This window comes from Neobacillus niacini, assembly GCF_000759675.1.
Classification (GTDB): Bacteria; Bacillota; Bacilli; order Bacillales; family Cytobacillaceae; genus Neobacillus; species Neobacillus niacini_A.
Genome location: NZ_BAWM01000003.1, coordinates 24375 through 42504, shown reverse-complemented (window position 1 = coordinate 42504; position 18130 = coordinate 24375). Strand labels below are relative to the sequence as shown.

General features: G+C 38.7%; 17 protein-coding genes. 4 read left to right on the top strand and 13 right to left on the bottom strand.

The window, feature by feature from the left end; translation table 11 throughout:
* Positions 1 to 15: 15 nt before the first annotated feature.
* The 7 genes from TR08_RS00850 to TR08_RS00815 all read right to left on the bottom strand — a co-directional run bounded on the left by TR08_RS00850 (position 16) and on the right by TR08_RS00815 (position 9304).
* Positions 16 to 1452 carry a GntP family permease gene (locus tag TR08_RS00850; protein WP_045514973.1) on the bottom strand — a complete coding sequence of 479 codons (1437 nt, stop codon included), beginning with the start codon at positions 1450 to 1452 and terminating at the stop codon, positions 16 to 18.
* A 282-nt stretch (positions 1453 to 1734) separates the two neighbouring features.
* Positions 1735 to 2919: an acetyl-CoA C-acetyltransferase gene (locus TR08_RS00845; protein ID WP_045514972.1), complete on the bottom strand. Its 1185-nt coding sequence runs from the start codon at positions 2917 to 2919 to the stop codon at positions 1735 to 1737.
* A gap of 68 nt (positions 2920 to 2987) precedes the next feature.
* A complete protein-coding gene (locus tag TR08_RS00840; protein WP_045514970.1) occupies positions 2988 to 3653 on the bottom strand; it encodes a 3-oxoacid CoA-transferase subunit B in 666 nt (221 codons plus the stop codon).
* Entirely contained in the window at positions 3653 to 4312 is a 660-nt protein-coding gene (atoD, locus tag TR08_RS00835; RefSeq protein WP_081954306.1) for an acetate CoA-transferase subunit alpha, read from the bottom strand. Before atoD ends, TR08_RS00840 begins: the two co-directional genes overlap by 1 nt.
* Before the next feature lie 415 nt (positions 4313 to 4727).
* Complete coding sequence (locus TR08_RS00825) at positions 4728 to 6353, bottom strand: ATP-binding protein (protein WP_045514966.1); 1626 nt, start codon at positions 6351 to 6353, stop codon at positions 4728 to 4730.
* A gap of 159 nt (positions 6354 to 6512) precedes the next feature.
* Entirely contained in the window at positions 6513 to 8621 is a 2109-nt protein-coding gene (locus TR08_RS00820; protein WP_045514964.1) for an MMPL family transporter, read from the bottom strand.
* Positions 8622 to 8728: 107 nt separating this feature from the next.
* Positions 8729 to 9304 carry a TetR/AcrR family transcriptional regulator gene (locus TR08_RS00815; protein ID WP_045514962.1) on the bottom strand — a complete coding sequence of 192 codons (576 nt, stop codon included), beginning with the start codon at positions 9302 to 9304 and terminating at the stop codon, positions 8729 to 8731.
* A gap of 152 nt (positions 9305 to 9456) precedes the next feature.
* Between TR08_RS00815 and TR08_RS00810 the strand changes: the two genes are divergently transcribed.
* The 3 genes from TR08_RS00810 (at position 9457) to TR08_RS00800 (ending at position 12037) form a co-directional block, all read left to right on the top strand.
* Positions 9457 to 10179 carry an ABC transporter ATP-binding protein gene (locus tag TR08_RS00810; RefSeq protein ID WP_045514961.1) on the top strand — a complete coding sequence of 241 codons (723 nt, stop codon included), beginning with the start codon at positions 9457 to 9459 and terminating at the stop codon, positions 10177 to 10179.
* The gene (locus TR08_RS00805; RefSeq protein ID WP_045514959.1) at positions 10176 to 11276 is read left to right on the top strand and encodes an ABC transporter permease; all 1101 of its coding nucleotides are present in this window, start codon (positions 10176 to 10178) and stop codon (positions 11274 to 11276) included. Before TR08_RS00810 ends, TR08_RS00805 begins: the two co-directional genes overlap by 4 nt.
* Before the next feature lie 113 nt (positions 11277 to 11389).
* Entirely contained in the window at positions 11390 to 12037 is a 648-nt protein-coding gene (locus tag TR08_RS00800; protein ID WP_045514957.1) for a TetR/AcrR family transcriptional regulator, read from the top strand.
* A 68-nt stretch (positions 12038 to 12105) separates the two neighbouring features.
* Here the strand turns inward: TR08_RS00800 and TR08_RS00795 are convergent, their stop codons facing one another.
* From TR08_RS00795 to TR08_RS00780, 4 genes are all read right to left on the bottom strand, one after another.
* Positions 12106 to 12468, bottom strand: a complete 363-nt coding sequence (locus TR08_RS00795) for a VOC family protein (RefSeq protein WP_045514955.1) — start codon at positions 12466 to 12468, stop codon at positions 12106 to 12108.
* Positions 12469 to 12713: 245 nt separating this feature from the next.
* Positions 12714 to 13205 carry a DinB family protein gene (locus tag TR08_RS00790; protein ID WP_045514953.1) on the bottom strand — a complete coding sequence of 164 codons (492 nt, stop codon included), beginning with the start codon at positions 13203 to 13205 and terminating at the stop codon, positions 12714 to 12716.
* A 191-nt stretch (positions 13206 to 13396) separates the two neighbouring features.
* Positions 13397 to 14779, bottom strand: a complete 1383-nt coding sequence (locus TR08_RS00785) for an L-cystine transporter (RefSeq protein ID WP_045514951.1) — start codon at positions 14777 to 14779, stop codon at positions 13397 to 13399.
* A 221-nt stretch (positions 14780 to 15000) separates the two neighbouring features.
* Positions 15001 to 15345: a hypothetical protein gene (locus TR08_RS00780; protein ID WP_045514949.1), complete on the bottom strand. Its 345-nt coding sequence runs from the start codon at positions 15343 to 15345 to the stop codon at positions 15001 to 15003.
* A 205-nt stretch (positions 15346 to 15550) separates the two neighbouring features.
* On the opposite strand from TR08_RS00780, the gene TR08_RS00775 reads away from it, so the two are divergent.
* The gene (locus tag TR08_RS00775) at positions 15551 to 16747 is read left to right on the top strand and encodes an MFS transporter (protein WP_045514948.1); all 1197 of its coding nucleotides are present in this window, start codon (positions 15551 to 15553) and stop codon (positions 16745 to 16747) included.
* Between the two features lie 35 nt (positions 16748 to 16782).
* Here the strand turns inward: TR08_RS00775 and TR08_RS00770 are convergent, their stop codons facing one another.
* Together TR08_RS00770 and TR08_RS00765 are read right to left on the bottom strand one after the other, a co-directional pair.
* Positions 16783 to 17787 (bottom strand): HAAS signaling domain-containing protein, encoded by a 1005-nt coding sequence (locus TR08_RS00770; protein ID WP_045514946.1) that lies wholly within the window; start codon positions 17785 to 17787, stop codon positions 16783 to 16785.
* On the bottom strand, positions 17774 to 18121 hold the full coding sequence (locus TR08_RS00765) for a PadR family transcriptional regulator (protein WP_045514944.1): 348 nt from the start codon (positions 18119 to 18121) through the stop codon (positions 17774 to 17776). The genes TR08_RS00770 and TR08_RS00765 overlap by 14 nt, the downstream gene beginning before the upstream one ends.
* Between the last annotated feature and the right edge of the window lie 9 nt (positions 18122 to 18130).

The following is an 18130-nucleotide window of genomic DNA, read 5'->3' as shown; positions in this document are numbered from 1 at the left end:
GTATGTTTCTAAATTTTATACAAGACCTAAGAAAGTATAGATGGCAATAACGAAGAAAACAGCTATTGTTTTGATAATTGTAATCGCAAAAATATCACGATAGGATTGTTTATGAGTTAATCCTGTAACGGCTAAAAGTGTAATAACCGCACCATTGTGAGGAAGTGTATCCATACCGCCTGACGCCATCGCAACAACACGGTGCATAACTTCAGGTGGAATATTTGCTGCTGCAATTGCCTGATTGTATTTATCAGCCATTGCCCCTAATGCTATCCCCATACCACCAGATGCCGAACCAGTAACACCTGCAAGAGTACTAGTTGTAACAGCACCGTTTACAAGTGGATTTGTAAATGTTGTCGAAATTCCATCACTAATTTTTGCAAAGCCAGGAAGTGCAGCAATAACTCCGCCAAATCCATATTCAGCACCAGTATTCATGGTAGCTAGTAATGAACCGCCGATACTTTGGTTGAGTCCTTCTTTAAAATTATGAGTTACCCGCTTCCAGTCATATAGAAGGGATGTGACAATCCCGACAACCAATGCCATTTCAATAGCCCAGATAGCAGCACTCGCTGCGACGTCTACTGTGTATGGTAAACCTATCGCTTTAAAGTCAAATCCATTTGGATACCATTTTGGTATAAACGTAATGAATAGTTTATTGGTAACACCTACAAGAATAAGTGGAACAAATGCTAAAACTTGTCTTAAAACAGATTGATTAGAAGTTAAATCAGGTGCTCCCTCTTCTTTTTCTTCAATTAAGTCTTTTGCTAAAGCAGCTGCATTCTCAGCACCGAAGCCATAATAGCCTTCTCCAGCCTTTTCTGCCTTTTTCCTTCTCATTTCCAAGTACAATAAGCCAAGCGTTAAGACGAAAATAGCTCCTATGATACCTAGTATAGGTGCAGCATAAATATCGGTTTTAAAGAAAGCAATTGGAATAACGTTTTGAATTTGTGGCGTTCCTGGTAAGGCATCCATGGTGAATGTGAAAGCACCAAGCGCAATTGTACCGGGAATAAGTCTTTTAGGAATATTGGCTTCTCTAAACATTTGAGCTGCAAACGGATAAATGGCGAATACAGCAACGAATAAACTTACACCGCTATATGTTAAGATAGCGCCCAGTAAAACAATGGTAAGCATGGCACGTTTCGCACCTAATATGCGAACAATGGTCTTCGCAATAGATTCCGCAATTCCTGACATTTCAACTACCTTCCCGAAGATAGCTCCTAATAAGAAGACTGGGAAGTAGGATTTGATGAATCCAACCATTTTTTCCATAAATACTCCAGAGAAAAACGGTAAAACTTGACTCGGATCAATAAATAAAACAGCTAAAATTGCACATAATGGAGCGAATAAAATTACAGAAAAACCACGGTAGGCGGCGAACATAAGCAGTCCAAGCGCCAGAAGAATAACAATTAAATCCATTTAAATCCCCCTATACCTTTTTTTGCAAGCTTCAAACAAAATACCCCTTAGTAAACGTTTTCATCTAATGCCTACGTTTATATTAATGCAAGTTCTATGCCAAGTTTACTTAATGTCTAAATAATCGTAAAATTCTCTCTTATTATACTAATATCTAGGTATTTAATATAATAAAACTAGCAAACATTCTTCGGTGGTTTTTCCGGAAATACGGAATTTTGATGATTGTTGATTCCGCAATTCCGGAATTTTCCGTTTTTACGGAATCAACTTTCTTATCAATTATTTTTCCATTTCTACAATTGTTGCTATTCCTTGACCGCCGCCGATACATAAGGCTGCCAATCCATAACGGGAACCCTGACGTTTCATTTCATGCAGCAAAGTTACCAGAACACGGGCTCCGCTTGCACCGATAGGATGTCCCAATGCCACTGCTCCACCATTAACATTTAGTTTGTCATTTGGAATCTGAAGATCACGTCCCACTGCAAGTGATTGGGCAGCAAATGCTTCATTTGCCTCAATTAAATCCATATCTTCAATCGAAAGCCCGGCTTTCTCTAGTGCCTTTTTAGTTGCTGGAACAGGCCCAATGCCCATTATTTCCGGGTCTACTCCTGCTGTTCCATTTGCACGGATTACCGCAATTGGTTTGATCCCAAGTTCAGCTGCTTTCTCCCTGCTCATAAGCACTAATGCAGCTGCGCCATCATTTATACCTGAGGCATTCCCAGCCGTAACAGTTCCGTCCTTTTTAAATGCAGGTTTCAGTTTTCCAAGTTTTTCTGCCGTTACTCCTGCTCGTGGAAACTCATCGGTATCAAATATAATAGGGTCACCTTTACGCTGCGGTATTTCCACAGGCACGATTTCTTCCTTGAACTTTCCTTCTTTTATTGCGTTCTCAGCTTTTTGCTGGCTCCATGCTGCAAACTCATCCTGTTCTTCCCTCGTTAATCCATATTGTTCAGCAATATTCTCTGCCGTAACACCCATATGGTATGAGTTCAAGGCACATTGCAAACCATCCTGTATCATGCTGTCGATAACCTTTCCATCTCCCATTCGGTAGCCAGTGCGTCCTTTTGGCAGCAGGTAAGGAGCTAAGCTCATGTTTTCCATTCCGCCTGCAACAACAATTTCAGCTTCCCCCGTCTGGATTGCCTGCGCTGCTAAGTGAACAGCCTTTAAGCCTGAACCGCAGAGCTTATTAATCGCCATCGATGATACTACATTTGGAAGATCTGCTTTTATCGCGGCCTGACGTGCTGGTCCCTGACCAATACCAGCCTGGAGAACGTTACCCATGATGACTTCATCTACTTGTTCACCTTTAACTCCCGCACGCTTTAAAGCTTCCTTAATCACAACTGCACCTAACACAGTTGCAGGTGTATCACATAAGGTCCCCATAAAATTCCCAATTGCTGTACGAACAGCACTAATAATTACAACTTCACGCATACTTTTGTCCTCCTAATCTTATCTACTGCTTTTCTATGAATCTTGTGAAAAATTGAGTGCAATTATACTCAGGAAACTAAGTCTAATACTACTTTCGGGCCAATTTTAAAGGAAGCTTCCGTTTTTTCCTTTACCGTTTCAAGGTCGACGCCATCTTGAAGTTCTTCTAAAACAAGTCCTTCTTCAGTTACACGAAAAACGGCTAGTTCCGTCACGATCAGGTCTACTACACCTTTTCCAGTCAAGGGCAAGCGGCACTCTTCTAAAATTTTTGAGGAGCCATTCTTCGCTGTATGTTCCATTGCAACGATTACTTTCTTTGCTCCGGTCACTAAATCCATCGCCCCCCCCATTCCAGGGACCATTTTCCCTGGGACCATCCAGTTAGCTAGGTTTCCCTTAGCATCTGCTTCAAGCCCTCCAAGGACGGTTACATCAACATGTCCTCCGCGAATTAACTCAAAGGAGAATACGCTGTCAAAGAATGCACCACCAGGAAGAATCCCAGAAGGCTGTCCTCCCGCATTGACCAAATCCGGATCAATCTCACCTTCTAAAGGACCAAGTCCGACATAGCCATTTTCGGATTGTAAAATAACATTTACATTATCAGGCAGATAGTTTGGCATCATTGTTGGTAAGCCGATACCAAGGTTAACCACATCTCCGTCTCTCATTTCCTTTGCCACACGTGCAGCGATAATTTGTTTTGGATTGACTAATGTTTGTACCATTATTTACTACCTCCCTGAACATAAATTTTATCCACGAGAATCCCTGGAGTCATAACTTCATCGGGATCAATTTCTCCTACTTCAACCAACTTTTCTACTTGAACAATTACATGATCAGCTGCTAACGCCATGAATGGATTGAAGTTACGGGCTGAGCGATGATAGACCAAATTCCCGGATTTGTCCGCTTTATATGCTTTAAGAAGAGCAACTTCCGCACGTAGTGGTTTTTCGAGCAAATATTCTCGTCCATCTACTGTCAGCTTTTCTTTTCCTTCTTCTACAACCGTTCCGACACCGGTTGGAGTTAAAATTCCACCAAGACCCGCTCCGCCTGCACGAACACGTTCTGCAAGTGTCCCTTGGGGTACCAATTCTACTTCCATTTCACCCGCAATCATTTGCCGTCCTGTTTCTGGATTCGTACCAATATGTGAAGCAATTACTTTCTTAACTCTATGGTTTACAATTAAAGGTCCTACTCCACTTTCAGTGAAAGCGGTATCATTCGCGATCAAAGTAATATCTTTCACGTCTGCTTCAAGTAAAGCGGATACAAGATCTTCTGGTGTCCCAACCCCCATAAAGCCACCTGCCATAATAGTCATTCCATCTTTAAAAAACGATGTAGCTTCATCCAAAGAAATAATTTTATTCACGTAACAGCACCTCCTAAAAAATAGGTGAGTTTATTGCTCACACCTTTTTAATATGCAAGAAGCGTGCCAAAAAGAAATGCGGAAGCGCCTTCGGAACAAGCACAGCTTGTTCCTGCGAGGATTATTCTAGGAATCATTCCTTAGTGCACAGGGGCGACAGGCATAAGACGAGCCGGCGAGAAGGTCGGTCTTTACCTTCTTGACGGATTGTCTGAAGTGTGGAGGCGACTGTTCTGGGACGAAGGAATAAGACGAACCATGCAAGAAGGCGCTTTTTACCTTCTTCATGTGGTGGCTTATTCCTCGAGTCCCAAGGAGCCGCAACTAGACAACCTTATGACCCCGAGCCCCTAGGCGCTGAAGCTAGACAAAAAAAAAGAGGAGCACTTCCCTTGCTGGGAAGTGCTTCTCTTTTTTAACTTGCCAATGGTAATTTAATTTCAACCAAAGTACCCTGTTGTTCTTTACTTTGATACGTAATACTTCCTTGGTGCTGTTTAATGATTTTATTACATATCATTAAACCCAGTCCGGTTCCCTTTTCCTTTAAACTATAGAAAGGTTCACCTAAACGCGGCAGAAGTTCTTCAGGTATTCCACAGCCTTCATCCTGGACTGAAAGAACACATTCACCGTTTTCACTTTTTTGAAGATTAATGTGTATATTACCTCCATCAGGCATTGCCTCGATTGCATTCTTGAGAATATTAAGGAATACCTGCTTTAATTGATTCTTCTCCCCTGTAATAAAAAATGATGATTCCTCCACACATAGTTTGAATTGAATATTCTCCAAATGTGCTTGCGGTGAGAGAAGTTCAAGGGTATTTTCTACTAGTTCCTGTAAATTCGTCCGATGATGCTGAACAGCCTGTGGTTTTCCTAAAGAAAGCATTTCGCTTGTTATCGTTTCAATACGTGCAAGTTCACTCAGGAGCAATTCATTTATTTCATTTGCTCCATTTTCCCACTGATAAAGCTGTAAAAAGCCTTTAATCGTGGTAAGGGGATTCCGGATTTCATGCGCTACGCCTGCAGCTAGCTCCCCAACAATTGATAGTTTCTCAGATTGTAATAGAATTTCCTCTGCCTTTTTACGTTCAGAAATATCACGACTTATGATGACAATATGCTCGATTTCATCATTTTCACCATTTACAGGCACACAGCGGGATTCAAATTCAATCCATTGACCTTGTTTATGTTTGAGGCGAAATTCAATCAATAGTGATTCTTTATTTTCAAACATCCTATCTAATGTACTTTTAAACATTTCAACATCATTAGGATGGATAAACCTGCATAATTTAACCTCTTCCAATTCACTCCCTTGATACCCTAAAACGATTTCATGGGAAGGCGAGAAGTAAGTAAGGGTATGCTCTTTATCCATCACCATAATAAGATCAGATGTATTTTCAGCGATTAGCCTGTATTTAGATTCACTCGCTTCTACCATTCTGTACATGTCCGATAATCTGTTATTTAATCTGTGGAGCTTTACATAGGACTCAATTAGTAATAGACCTAGAATAACTCCTAACATCACAAACAGGATATATTGAACATGAAAGAATGGTTTATCTCTAAATACGTTAAAAATGATCGGTACAGTTATAACATAAATGATCATATAAGAACCACATAAAATAATAGATTTCATTAATGGTGTAAATCTTTTAACATAATAATTTATGATTGTAAACCAAATCATCAGAGCTGCCCAGCCGGTAATAGCTATATCCCAATGACCGCCAGAGAACAATCTTGCGAGTAATCCAATTGATCCGGTGATAATTCCTGCGAATGGTCCAAGGTAGGCAAAAATCAGAATAACTGGAGCATAGCGAATGTCGTAAGGATACCCCTGCTCATGTATGGATAGCATGATGAGAATGATTGAAACAATTCCTCCATAGACACCAATCCAAAGACGAGCATGTTTTATGGGCTTATGATTAAAAAACGAGCGGATGACTAGAGGAGTACTAACCAAAAGTAAAAAAATTGACAGATTTACTATATAATCTATTAAAAACAATAAACTCCCACCCAAAAAAAATCATACTTTTCACTCTATCATAAACTAGAATATTCACTATTACCATATTTAATACTTTATTTTAATAGGAGTTACATCCATTAAAAAAGAAGCAGCAAAGATATAAATCTTTGACACTTCTTTTTTAAAAAATTAATATTATTGAACGTTCTTTTCTACTTCTGGTTTATCTTTTTCAAATAATACGATTAATGCCGGTAAAAGGATTCCTCGAATGAGGAAGGTATCTAATAAAATACCCACTGCAACGATGAAGCCAAATACGAACAATAATTGGATTGGCTGGGTCATCAACACTGCAAAGGTTGCCGCTAGAATGATTCCTGCAGATGAAATCACACCGCCAGTATTGGCAACAGCAATCCCTACTGCCTTTTTCACAGAGTGTTTTTTCCTTTCTTCCATAAATCTTGAAATTAAAATGATATTGTAATCAATACCAAGTGCGACTAAAAAGACAAATGAATAGAGCGGAACACGGTTGCTTATGGTGTCAATATCAAAGAATAGACTGCTTAAGAACATTCCTAGACCGACTGCCGCCAGGAAGGAAATTAGGATGGTTCCCATCATATAGATCGGCATTTTAAATGATTTTGTCATGATTATCAACATGGCAAAAATCAAGAGTGATTCGAGTAGAACAATAACGATTAAATCCCTGTCATTCGTTGCGCGGTCATCCACTTTTTTGGCCGTTTCTCCTGCAAAATAAAGCTCTCCATCCAGATTACTTTCTGCCACTAGTTGATCTGCATTGTCACGCATTTTCTCCAATGCATCCATTGTTTCTACTGCGTATGGACTTTCCTTAAATGTGAGACTATATTGGATCACTTTTTTATCTGATGTGCTGCCATTTAAACGAACATTACTGACAAGATTTTGATCCTGAAGCTTTTCAAGCATTGCTGCTTGCTGTTCAGGTGTAACCTCTTCTTTCGCTTCTAACAATACAGTCGTTTGAGCTAGATCACCTTTTTCAAACTTCTCTTCTAAAATTTCATAGCCTTGCCTTGACGGCATATCCTTCGGAAACGACTTCATCGTATCGAATTCATAATTCAGATTCAGCATGTTAAGGGCTGATGCTAGAAGGATGAACCCTATAACGGAAGCTGAAACCACTGGTTTTTTCACGACAAATTGACCAATTTTACTCCATGCCGAACTGGATTGAACGGTTTCCTCACCCACTCTTGGAATCTTAGGCCAGAAGGACTTTCTTCCAAACAAAGTAAACAAGGCAGGTACAAGTGTAATGGAAGCCAGCATGATAACAAGCATGGCTGCAGCGAAAACTGGGGCAAAATTACGATAATCTCCAAACTCAGCAAAAAACAGGACCAGCATTGCCGCTAAAACAGTTCCCCCTGAGAAGAAAACAGGCATTCCAGTTTCTCTCATCGCCTGTTTCATCGCGTCAAATTTGCTGTCAAATCTCTTCAACTCCTCACGGTAACGCGAGAAGACAAATAAGGAGTAATCGATGACTGCTGCAAACAAAAGAATCGTCATAATTGAAAATGTTTGATTGCTTATCACCAATCCAGCCATCCCCATCAAGCCTAGTACCTGGTTCACTACCTCATAAACAAATGCAGCAGCTAACAGTGGGATCAGAGCTAATAATGGGGAACGGTATATCACAATTAATAAGATTAAGATTAATCCAACTGTTGAAAATAACAAGACAAAATCAGCACGGGAAAAGAGATTAAGAGAATCGACCGCAATTCCTGCCGGACCAGTAGTATATAATGTTAAGTCTGTGTTTTTCTCAACTATATCATCAATTTGCTCTAGCGAGGTCCTGATTTCCTTTGACTCTAAAGAAGATTCAAAGGTTATGGGAAGGATCAGTGTACTTTGATCTTTGGAGAAGAAATTTGTAGTCGCTTGTGGGGGTATGTTTGTTAACGGAACATATTCCTTTATCCCCTCTATCTGATCCATTTTTTCAAGTAATGGTTTCAAGTCTGATACGTCTACTTTATTACCTTCGTTTTGAAAAACCAGTATGGCTGGTATTCCTTCATTATTTTTAAAATAGTCATCTTGCTTTTTCTGGGCAATGGTAGATTTAGCATCTGCAGGAATAGAGTCAATACTTGATACCTCGTATTCCTTAGCACTTGGGGCAAGAACAGCCAACAGCATGGTTACTAATAGCCAGATTCCAAGCGTAATCCACATTCCCTTTTTTGAGGTAACTCGATCAGTTACCGACTGTAAGAATGAATTCATACTTTTGCACTCCTTTTTTCATCATATAAGTGACACAAATGTAACTTTGGACAAAAAAAATAACTGACACCAATACACTTTTATTATCTTTCAAAGTGACACTTGTGTCAATTATTGTTCATGAACATTCCCTGGCTAATAATTTCTTTAATTGAATGAATCCATTCTGCTTTCGGTATCCCAAAATGATTGGGAATCGCAACTGTTTGAAGAATAAATCCAATAATTAATCCATCTGGGAGATGTTGTTTTAATTTTCCTTCTTCCTTACCTAGTAGGATAAAGCTTTGCAAAAAGTTGTACATATCTAATGGCAGCTTTTCCAGCTTGTTTTTATTTGTAATGGCATCCTCCATTCGTTCCATAACTTGTTGGGCAGCTCTAATTAATTCGTGTACTTCTGTCTTTTTAAAAATAAGATCGATCAGAAAGTCGAATTGCTGTTCAAACCCTTCAAGTTTTTCAATTTCTTTTAATTCATGAAGAAATTCTTCCATTTCGTAAATCATAAAGTCTGTAATTAACTTTTCTTTATTGTCGTAATATTTATATAGAGCTGCCCTCGATATTTCCATCCGGTCAGCCAAAAGACTGAAGGTAAATCCGTCATATCCATGCTGAAGGAGCAGCTGCTTCGCCTCATGAAATAGCTCTACTGTATTAAATTTCCGTTCCCGTGCCATTCATTCACCCCCCCGAGTTACTATGTGAGAATAGTATATCATATTGGATAGAAATTTTTAGCAAAGTCCAGTATGAAGCCTATTGACCTAAGGTATATCTTTGTTATAATTGAAGTGAGTAATCACTCATTTTTAGAGGGGATTGATTAACGATGTTATCAACGATAGTTATAAATGAAGTGAGTAAAAGCTTTGGAAAAAAGTTAGTCCTGAATCAGATCAACTTAACCGTGGAATCCGGACAAATTTATGGGCTAATCGGTCCTTCTGGTTCAGGTAAAACAACCTTGGTAAAGATTATCGTGGGCATGGATTCTCCCAACCAAGGTAATGTTCAGGTATTGAATACAGTAGTTCCTAATTTAAAACTTTTGCAGAAAATAGGCTATATGGCGCAAGCTGACGCCTTATACTCCGATTTAACTGGAGAGGAAAATCTCTCTTTCTTTGCCTCCCTTTTTAAACTTAAAAAAGATGTCCAAAAAGAACGGATTGCCTATGCAGCAGATTTAGTGAATCTAACAGCTGATTTAAAAAAGAAGGTCCAAAACTATTCTGGAGGTATGAAGCGTCGGTTATCACTAGCTGTTGCCTTAATACAAGACCCAGATGTGCTTATTCTAGATGAGCCGACGGTTGGAATTGATCCAGAGTTAAGACAGTCGATATGGGCTGAGCTATTTCGCTTAAAAAAGACAGGGAAAACGATTTTAGTGACTACTCATGTCATGGATGAAGCTGAGAAATGTGATCGCCTTTCTATGGTACGTGATGGAGAAATCATCACAAGCGGATCCCCGGCAGAATTGAAGAATCAGTATGGAATTACAAGTTTAGAAGAGGTATTTTTAAAAGCAGGAGGTAAACAGCAATGAGAATACTAGCCCTGGTAAAACGGATATTTCATCAAATGTTACGAGATAAACGGGCCTTGGCATTAATGATGGTTGCTCCCTTGCTCGTTTTAACCCTCCTGAATTATCTGCTTTCTGGAAATACTGTTGATCCCAGACTTGGTGTAATCAAAGCAGATGATAACCTGGTAGAAAGATTAAAAGATAACGACATTACTGTGTTACAAGTTGAAGAAAACACAAAAGACCTTTTACTCGATAAAGACTTAGATGGAGTTCTTCAATTTGATGGTGAAAATATCTCTTTGACCCTTACAAACGACCAGCCCAATGCAGCAAAGGCTTTACAGGTAAAAGTTCAACAGGCCATTGCCGCAGAAAAAGCTAAAGAGCAGGCAGCTACTTTGTCCGCATTTATGGAAAGTATTCAAAGTAAACTGCCAGGAATTCCAGTTAAGATGGAGCAAGTAAAAGCTCCTGAAATAAATACTTCTTATCTATATGGAAATAAAGATACAATCTTTTTTGATCAGTTAAGCCCCATCCTAGTTGGATTCTTTGTATTCTTCTTCGTATTCTTAATATCAGGGATTGCTTTGCTGCGGGAACGTACCACTGGTACCCTCGAACGATTACTGGCGACCCCTATCCTTAGAAGAGATATTGTTTTTGGCTATTTGATGGGTTATGGATTATTTGCAGTGGTTCAAACCATTATTGTGGTTACGTATGCTGTAAAAGTATTAGATATTACGCTGGTAGGTTCATTCTGGAATGTTGTCATCATTAATTTAACTCTTGCTTTAGTTGCATTATCACTCGGTATTCTTTTATCAGCATTCGCCAATTCCGAGTTCCAGATGATGCAATTTATTCCGATTGCCATCATCCCTCAGGTCTTTTTTGCTGGTATTTTCCCGTTTGAATCTATGGCTGGCTGGATGCAGATTCTTGCTAAATGTATGCCGATGTATTATGGCGGCAACGCCTTAGTGGAGGTCATGTATAAAGGGTCAGGATTAAGTGAAATCACGAACGACCTTTTGGTGTTGTTGGGCTTTGCTCTTGTCTTCATTGTTTTAAATGTAGTAGCATTGAAGAAATATAGGAAGATTTAATGAGGAGTTGCCACAATCTATTCGCTCTTGGCGAGTAAATTAGTAAAACCCGCGAGTAAATGCTATTTTTTCGCGAGTAAATTCTGTTATTCCGCGAGTAAAAGGAGTTAACAATGACTGAAGAAGAATTAATGCTCCAGCAGTTATTTGATGAAGATAAATTAACCGATAAGCAAAAGAAAATCATTGTAGCCGCTATTGAAACCTTTTCTGAAAAAGGCTATGCCGCTTCTTCTACAAGTGAGATCGCCAAAAAGGCGGGTGTAGCTGAAGGAACAATCTTTCGGCATTATAAAACGAAGAAGGAATTGTTGGTTTCCATTGTTGCCCCGCTGATGACAAAGTTCATTGCTCCGTTAGTGGTAAAGGACTTTAATAAAGTACTCGACCGAGAATTTGAAACTGTCGAAGAGTTTTTGCGAGCAATGATAGAAAATAGAAGAGACCTTCTCATCCGGATGTTACCTGTAGTGAAAATCATGTTTCAAGAAATTCCTTTCCAGCCGGAATTGCGTGAACAATTTCTTGAACTGGTTGTAAAAAATATTTTTAATCGTGTAGAAAAAGTAATCAAGGGCTATCAGGAAAAAGGGCTATTAATTGATATGCCTCCAGAAAGTATAGCAAGGTTAACGATTACTAATATTCTCGGCTTCTTATTTTCCCGCTATATCCTATTCCCTCATTTGGAGTGGGATGATGAACTTGAAATTGAGCGGACTATTCAATTTATCATGCACGGAGTCGGAAAAAAGGATTAATTAGTAAGGTAGCCCCCTCAATGAACAGGTCATTGAGGAGGCTACTTTTTTAATGAAATATTGGAGGTTTACCCTTTCAATAAAAATTCATTACCGTCTTCATCACTGAACTGGACAAAGGTTCCCCATTGCATTTCCTGTGGCTCACCCTTGAAATTCACACCGTTTGCTTTCATTTTTTCATAGGCTTCTAACACATTATCACATGCAAAAACAATCGACGCCTTCATGTTTTCATGTCCCAGCATCACTGATTTAGGATAAATGACGAGATGTGACTGTGCATTTTGTGGTCCTACTTCAAGCCATGATGCATTTGGTCCCATAGGAAACTCCGCATATACCTCAAAACCCACCTTGTTTGTCCAAAAATCCTTTGCCTTTTGCTGATCATCCACATATACCGCTACAGTTGCAACATTTGTAATCATTTGTATATCCTCCCTTGAATTCTTTACAACTATAATTATAATTTACCTTTATAAATCAAGGCTTCAACCTCTTTTAATCAAACGCTTAATTAGTTTATCACCCGATTTAATCAAACGTTTGATTAGTTTGTACCCATGAAAGTAATCTCAAACAAAATCCACTAATATCAAGGGTTCAATCCTATTTAATCAAACGTTTGATTAGTTTGACAGCCGAACTAATCAAACGTTTAATTAGTTTTTCCTTAGATGTTTTCCTTTAAAAATTGTACGATTTGTCTTTTGTGGTAGTTATCGTGATCAATAAACTCCTTAATAATATGTAGAAGAGAATATGGTGTTCCTGTATGTGGGCAATGAGTTACACCATTCGCTGTTAATGGTTTATTTAACTTTTCAATCGGCATTTCATAAAGTTCTTTTACAAGTAGTTCCCTTGTATCTTTTGCTTCTTCAAAAAGTTTTGATTGTGATATTCCTGATTTTGCGTGTTCAGAAGCCTTTTTATTATAGGTATCAAAATCAGGAAACTCCATCCCCTTTTCCTCTCGTACTGATGGAAGAACTTCTGATAAAAGATGTTTATCCCAATTGGTGATATGGGCAATTATCTCACTTATAGACCATCTATCTTGGGCAATTGGTTTAAACCATAATGTTTCGCCCATATATTCTATTGTGCTTAACCACGACGAATATTGTTTAAAATTACTGATTACATTATTTACCTCACTCAATTTAATCCCTCACTTAAGTGCATTTAAGAATAGTATAACACAAAAACAAACATACGTTCTATATAATTTTGTTGATTTAACCAAAACAAAAAAACTGGATAGCCGATTTCGACTATCCAGTAAATTCCAAAGTGTCCATACCACATGGACTGTGTCCACGAGTGGTGCCTGTCACCATATTTCAACTATTTTTATGCTTCTACAATATTTGGTTGTTGATATACTTCTTTTTCGAATTCACCTGTTGCTTTGCTTGTTAGGACTCCGGATGTCATGGATCCACTTACGTTTAGAGCTGTACGTCCCATGTCAATTAAAGGCTCTACTGAGATCAGGAGACCCACAATTGCAATTGGAAGGTTCATGACAGATAGAACGATTAGGGCTGCGAACGTCGCACCGCCACCAACACCTGCTACTCCGAATGAACTAATGGCAACTACAAGAATCAATGAAATAATAAATCCTGGGCTAAGTGGGTCAATACCAGCTGCTGGTGCTACCATAACCGCTAGCATCGCTGGATACACACCTGCACATCCGTTTTGACCGATTGTAAGTCCAAAGGAACCTGCAAAGTTAGCAATCCCTTCGGAAACACCTAAGTCTTTCGTTTGTGTTTTTATCGTTAAAGGTAATGTTCCTGCACTTGAACGAGAAGTAAAGGCAAATGTTAAGGTTGGTAAAGCTTTTTTCACATAATTAACTGGGTTGATTTTTGCGATTGATAATAATAATAAATGAACGATAAACACAAGGATAAGTGCTACGTAAGAAGCAATAACAAACTTTCCTAATTTTACAATCGCTTCATAGTTACTTGTTGCAGCAACCTTAGTGATAATTGCTAAAATACCATATGGTGTTAAACGAAGAATCAGTGTAACAACCCTCATAATTACTGCGTATAAAGAATCAATAATTTTTGCAAATAGTTCAGCGTGATCAGGATCTTTACGCTTAACACCAAGGTAAGCAATCCCAATAAATGCCGCAAAAATTACTACGGCAATCGTAGATGTTGCACGTGCACCTGTTAAATCTAAAAACGGATTAGCTGGGAATAATTCTAGAATTTGCTGTGGTGCAGTCATTGCTTCAACACCAGCTGCTCTTTCTTCCAATGCAGCATTACGGGCTGCTTCTGCCTCACCCTCTGTTAATTCAATACCATCAAGACCAAATCCTAAAGCAGTTCCAATACCAATCGCTGCAGAAATAGCAGTTGTTCCTAGTAACAAACCAATTACGAGGACACTGATTTTCCCGATGTTTTTTGTTAGTTTTAACTTTGTAAAAGCCCCTACAATGGAAATGAATACAAGCGGCATAACCACCATTTGTAATAGCTTAACGTAACCTGATCCTACAATGTTAAACCACTCGATTGTATTTGTAGTAACCTCAGAATCAGTACCATAAATTAAATGAATAATAAAACCAAAGATAAGTCCTAAACCTAAACCAGTGAATACACGTTTTGAGAATGACACATGTTTCTTTGCCATCATGCGCAAACCGACAATGAGTAAAAGCAATACTGCAACATTCACAATAATAAGAAATGCATTCATCTTATTTCCCCCCTTATGTTAAATATATTTCGCGTTGCGTAAATTAGTCTATGAAAATATTATTATATATATTCCTATCAGTCAAGTAGGAATAATGCGTTTTTTATTCTAAAAATTTGAATAAAATGTTTTTCTCAAGTAGTTATTATAAACCCAGCTGGTTTGACCATCGGTCCGAGGACACCACTGCTTTTAGTGCCATCTATTATTTAATTGCCAGCCTATTCTACGTATGGATAGCGAAACATCATTGGAAGGTTAAATGGTTGAAATATATTTTTTGCTTTCCTTCTAACCCATCTCACTATTAGAACTAAAGCGACTAGTCCAATAATGAGAAATAATAGAAGTCCAAACCAAGAAAATTCTCCTCCGTGATGTGGACCATTCATAAACTGGTGAGGCCCCATACCGCCATGATGGCGTCTTCCTTCTGGGCGAAAGCCGTAAACCACAACCACTTTGTTATGAAATCCTCCTAAAAGATGTAGTGAAAAGTTAATCACAAGCAATATAGAAGTGATGATTACAGCCCAGATAATCGCTAGTTTGACTCTAGTATTCATCGCTATCTTTCCTCCTTTCATTCTTGATAGTTAGAAGTTTAGAGGACATTGGTGAAAACTTGGTGAAAGAAGGACAAGAACTAAAATATTTTTAAAAGTAATTGTTCCTTCTCACCTCTGTAAAAGTAGTTATTCTAATCTATTAACAATTAGATTATTATAGTGATTGGATGAAAATTACTTTAAATGATTGAGAGGCCAGCTTATGTGGAAAAACAGAAATGTTTGGATTATTTTAACGGGGGAATTTATCGCTGGTCTTGGGTTATGGCTTGGAATTATTGGAAATTTAGAGTTCATGCAGGAGAAGGTACCTTCTGATTTCTTAAAATCACTCCTTATGGCTACTGGGCTAGTAGCAGGTATTGTCGTTGGACCTAACGCAGGCAAAATAACTGACCAAAAAAGCAAAAAAACGGTCATGCTATGGTCAGGGTTATTGCGTACTGTAAGTGTCGTCTTCATGCTGATTGCGATAGCCACAGGTTCAGTTTGGTGGATGGTCGTATTTTTCGTTACCATTCAGATTTCTGCTGCTTTCTACTTTCCAGCCTTGCAAGCCACGATACCTCTTATTGTCAAAGATAAGGACTTGCTCCAGCTAAATGGAGTTCATATGAATGTTGCCACCCTTTCACGGATCATCGGTACGGCTGTTGCAGGGATACTCTTGGTGATCCTTCCCTTATCCATGCTGTATTACGGTTCATTCGTTGCCTACCTTGGATTACTCATCCTAACTTGGTTCCTCAACTTTGAAGAAAATGAGAATAAAACATCAGCAAGAAAAGGTACCAATGAGAAAACTAGTTTTAAAGATGTATTGCCAGTTGTAAAGGGGATTCCAATTGTTTTTATGACACTATTGATGACCCTTGTTCCACTTTTATTTTTGGGAGGCTTCAATCTTTTAGTGATCAATATTAGTGAATTACAGGATAGTTCCGCCATAAAAGGATGGATTTACACGGCTGAAGGAGTTTCCTTTATGTTAGGAGCCTTTTTTATTAAAAAAATCAGTGAAAATTTCTCTCCTAACAAGATTTTATTTTGCAGCTCGCTCCTCGTTGGTTTGTCTCAACTTCTGCTTTATTTTGCGGATGTTACTGTTGTAACCATAGCAGCATTCCTAGTTTTTGGTTTCTCGGTCGGCTGCTTCTTTCCAACGGCATCGACGATTTTTCAAACAAAAGTACCAAAGGATTTTCACGGAAGATTTTTCTCATTCCGAAATATGCTTGACCGGATTAGCTTCCAAATCGTGCTGCTCATCACTGGGTTCCTCCTAGACTTTATTGGTCTGCAGCTAATGTGCGTCATTTATGGGGTGCTAACCATTTTTACAACTATCATTTTTTATGTAAAAAACAATCATATGCGTACCTCTAAACTGGAGATTTAACAAAGGCACCATCCATTATTGGATGATGCCTTTGTTTATTTAACGTTTTTTAGATTAGCTTTTCGGAAGCCCTGGTAAATATCTATTGCGGCGAATAATAGGAAGGTAAATATCGCTGCCCAAAAAATCCAGGAACCAAAATCACCAGTGATACTAAATAGGTCAGTCATATAGGTAACGAATGATGGATTAAATAACTGATTGTTACTAATGATGAAGATAAATACAATGGAAGATACACCATGCATGACTGTGTTGAGAGCTGCAATCTTCCTGGTCCATTCCCCTTTAAGCAATTTATATGAGGCAACAGCAATCTCCAGCCCAATTACCATGATCACCAATGGCCAATAGGAATACAGAACGTCTTGATTGAAAGTTGGCATTACAAATTCAAGACCATTACTTCCTTTTTCATAGACTCCTAGAAGACTAGCCGCATTGAAATAGACACTTGCCCAGATAGCTGTCCAAAGCAAACCGAGAAGCACTTCCACCTTTGGAATAGCTTTTTCCTTTGGAATGTAAGGAATATTATTTAAATCTTCTGGCGTCCACTCTTTAAAACATGCTGTTAATGGAGTCTGATTTTTCCGATGATCTGTACGCTCTATGATAGCAAACACCACCGTTAACCAGAAAAACACTTGAACACCAGTGCTCAATATCCTCCAAATTCCAAAACCAACAGCGTTTAAGATAATGTTTAAAACAGCTTCCTCTCCAGAATAGGAAATAATCGTATCAGCAATAAAAGAAATCAGGGAAATTACAGCGGCTATGGGGAGAATCATTTTTAACAGATTAATATAGATATCAAAGTAACGAGGACCAATCAAATGCATGGGGCGGTCTAGGTATCCGCTGGCCAAGATAGCGGGATTCCCCATTTTTTCAAGGACGGACTTAACCTCTTTCTCTGTATAATTATCCGGAAGCATATCCTCAATCGTTGAGCGCAGCTCAAGTGCAATATCTTCTCGACTTTTTTCAGGGAGCCTGCGAGTAACCTCTTGAATATAAAGTTCAATCATTCTCATCAGTTTCATCTCCTTTTAATAATAGGGAAAGCTCTTGTGAAGTCTTTTCCCATTCTTTCTTTAGTTGCTGGAATATCTCTATTCCATATGGTGTTAACACATAATACCTGCGTGGTCTGTTTTCAGTTGTATCCCAGCTGCTTGTGACTAACTCTTGTTTTTCCAGTCGGCGAAGCAATGGATATAGTGTACTCTGTTCGATTGAAATCCCACATTGCTCTAATAATTGGACAAGGGAATATCCATATTGCGGAGTTCGCAGCTGGCTTAATACCGCCAATGTTAATGTCCCTCTCCTTAGCTCAGTAGTTAATGAGTTTAATAAGGTACTCATCCATCCACC

Bases quoted from the DNA above. Each gene is read 5' to 3' on its own strand.
- TR08_RS00840 (WP_045514970.1), bottom strand. From the start codon at position 3,653: ATGGTACAAACATTAGTCAATCCAAAACAAATTATCGCTGCACGTGTG.
- TR08_RS00845 (WP_045514972.1), bottom strand. From the start codon at position 2,919: ATGCGTGAAGTTGTAATTATTAGTGCTGTTCGTACAGCAATTGGGAAT.
- TR08_RS00820 (WP_045514964.1), bottom strand. From the start codon at position 8,621: ATGAATTCATTCTTACAGTCGGTAACTGATCGAGTTACCTCAAAAAAG.
- TR08_RS00770 (WP_045514946.1), bottom strand. From the start codon at position 17,787: ATGAGAATGATTGAACTTTATATTCAAGAGGTTACTCGCAGGCTCCCT.
- TR08_RS00795 (WP_045514955.1), bottom strand. From the start codon at position 12,468: ATGATTACAAATGTTGCAACTGTAGCGGTATATGTGGATGATCAGCAA.
- TR08_RS00815 (WP_045514962.1), bottom strand. From the start codon at position 9,304: ATGGCACGGGAACGGAAATTTAATACAGTAGAGCTATTTCATGAGGCG.
- TR08_RS00780 (WP_045514949.1), bottom strand. From the start codon at position 15,345: ATGAATACTAGAGTCAAACTAGCGATTATCTGGGCTGTAATCATCACT.
- TR08_RS00765 (WP_045514944.1), bottom strand. From the start codon at position 18,121: ATGAGTACCTTATTAAACTCATTAACTACTGAGCTAAGGAGAGGGACA.
- TR08_RS00810 (WP_045514961.1), top strand. From the start codon at position 9,457: ATGTTATCAACGATAGTTATAAATGAAGTGAGTAAAAGCTTTGGAAAA.
- TR08_RS00775 (WP_045514948.1), top strand. From the start codon at position 15,551: ATGTGGAAAAACAGAAATGTTTGGATTATTTTAACGGGGGAATTTATC.
- TR08_RS00800 (WP_045514957.1), top strand. From the start codon at position 11,390: ATGACTGAAGAAGAATTAATGCTCCAGCAGTTATTTGATGAAGATAAA.
- TR08_RS00805 (WP_045514959.1), top strand. From the start codon at position 10,176: ATGAGAATACTAGCCCTGGTAAAACGGATATTTCATCAAATGTTACGA.
- TR08_RS00850 (WP_045514973.1), bottom strand. From the start codon at position 1,452: ATGGATTTAATTGTTATTCTTCTGGCGCTTGGACTGCTTATGTTCGCC.
- TR08_RS00785 (WP_045514951.1), bottom strand. From the start codon at position 14,779: ATGAATGCATTTCTTATTATTGTGAATGTTGCAGTATTGCTTTTACTC.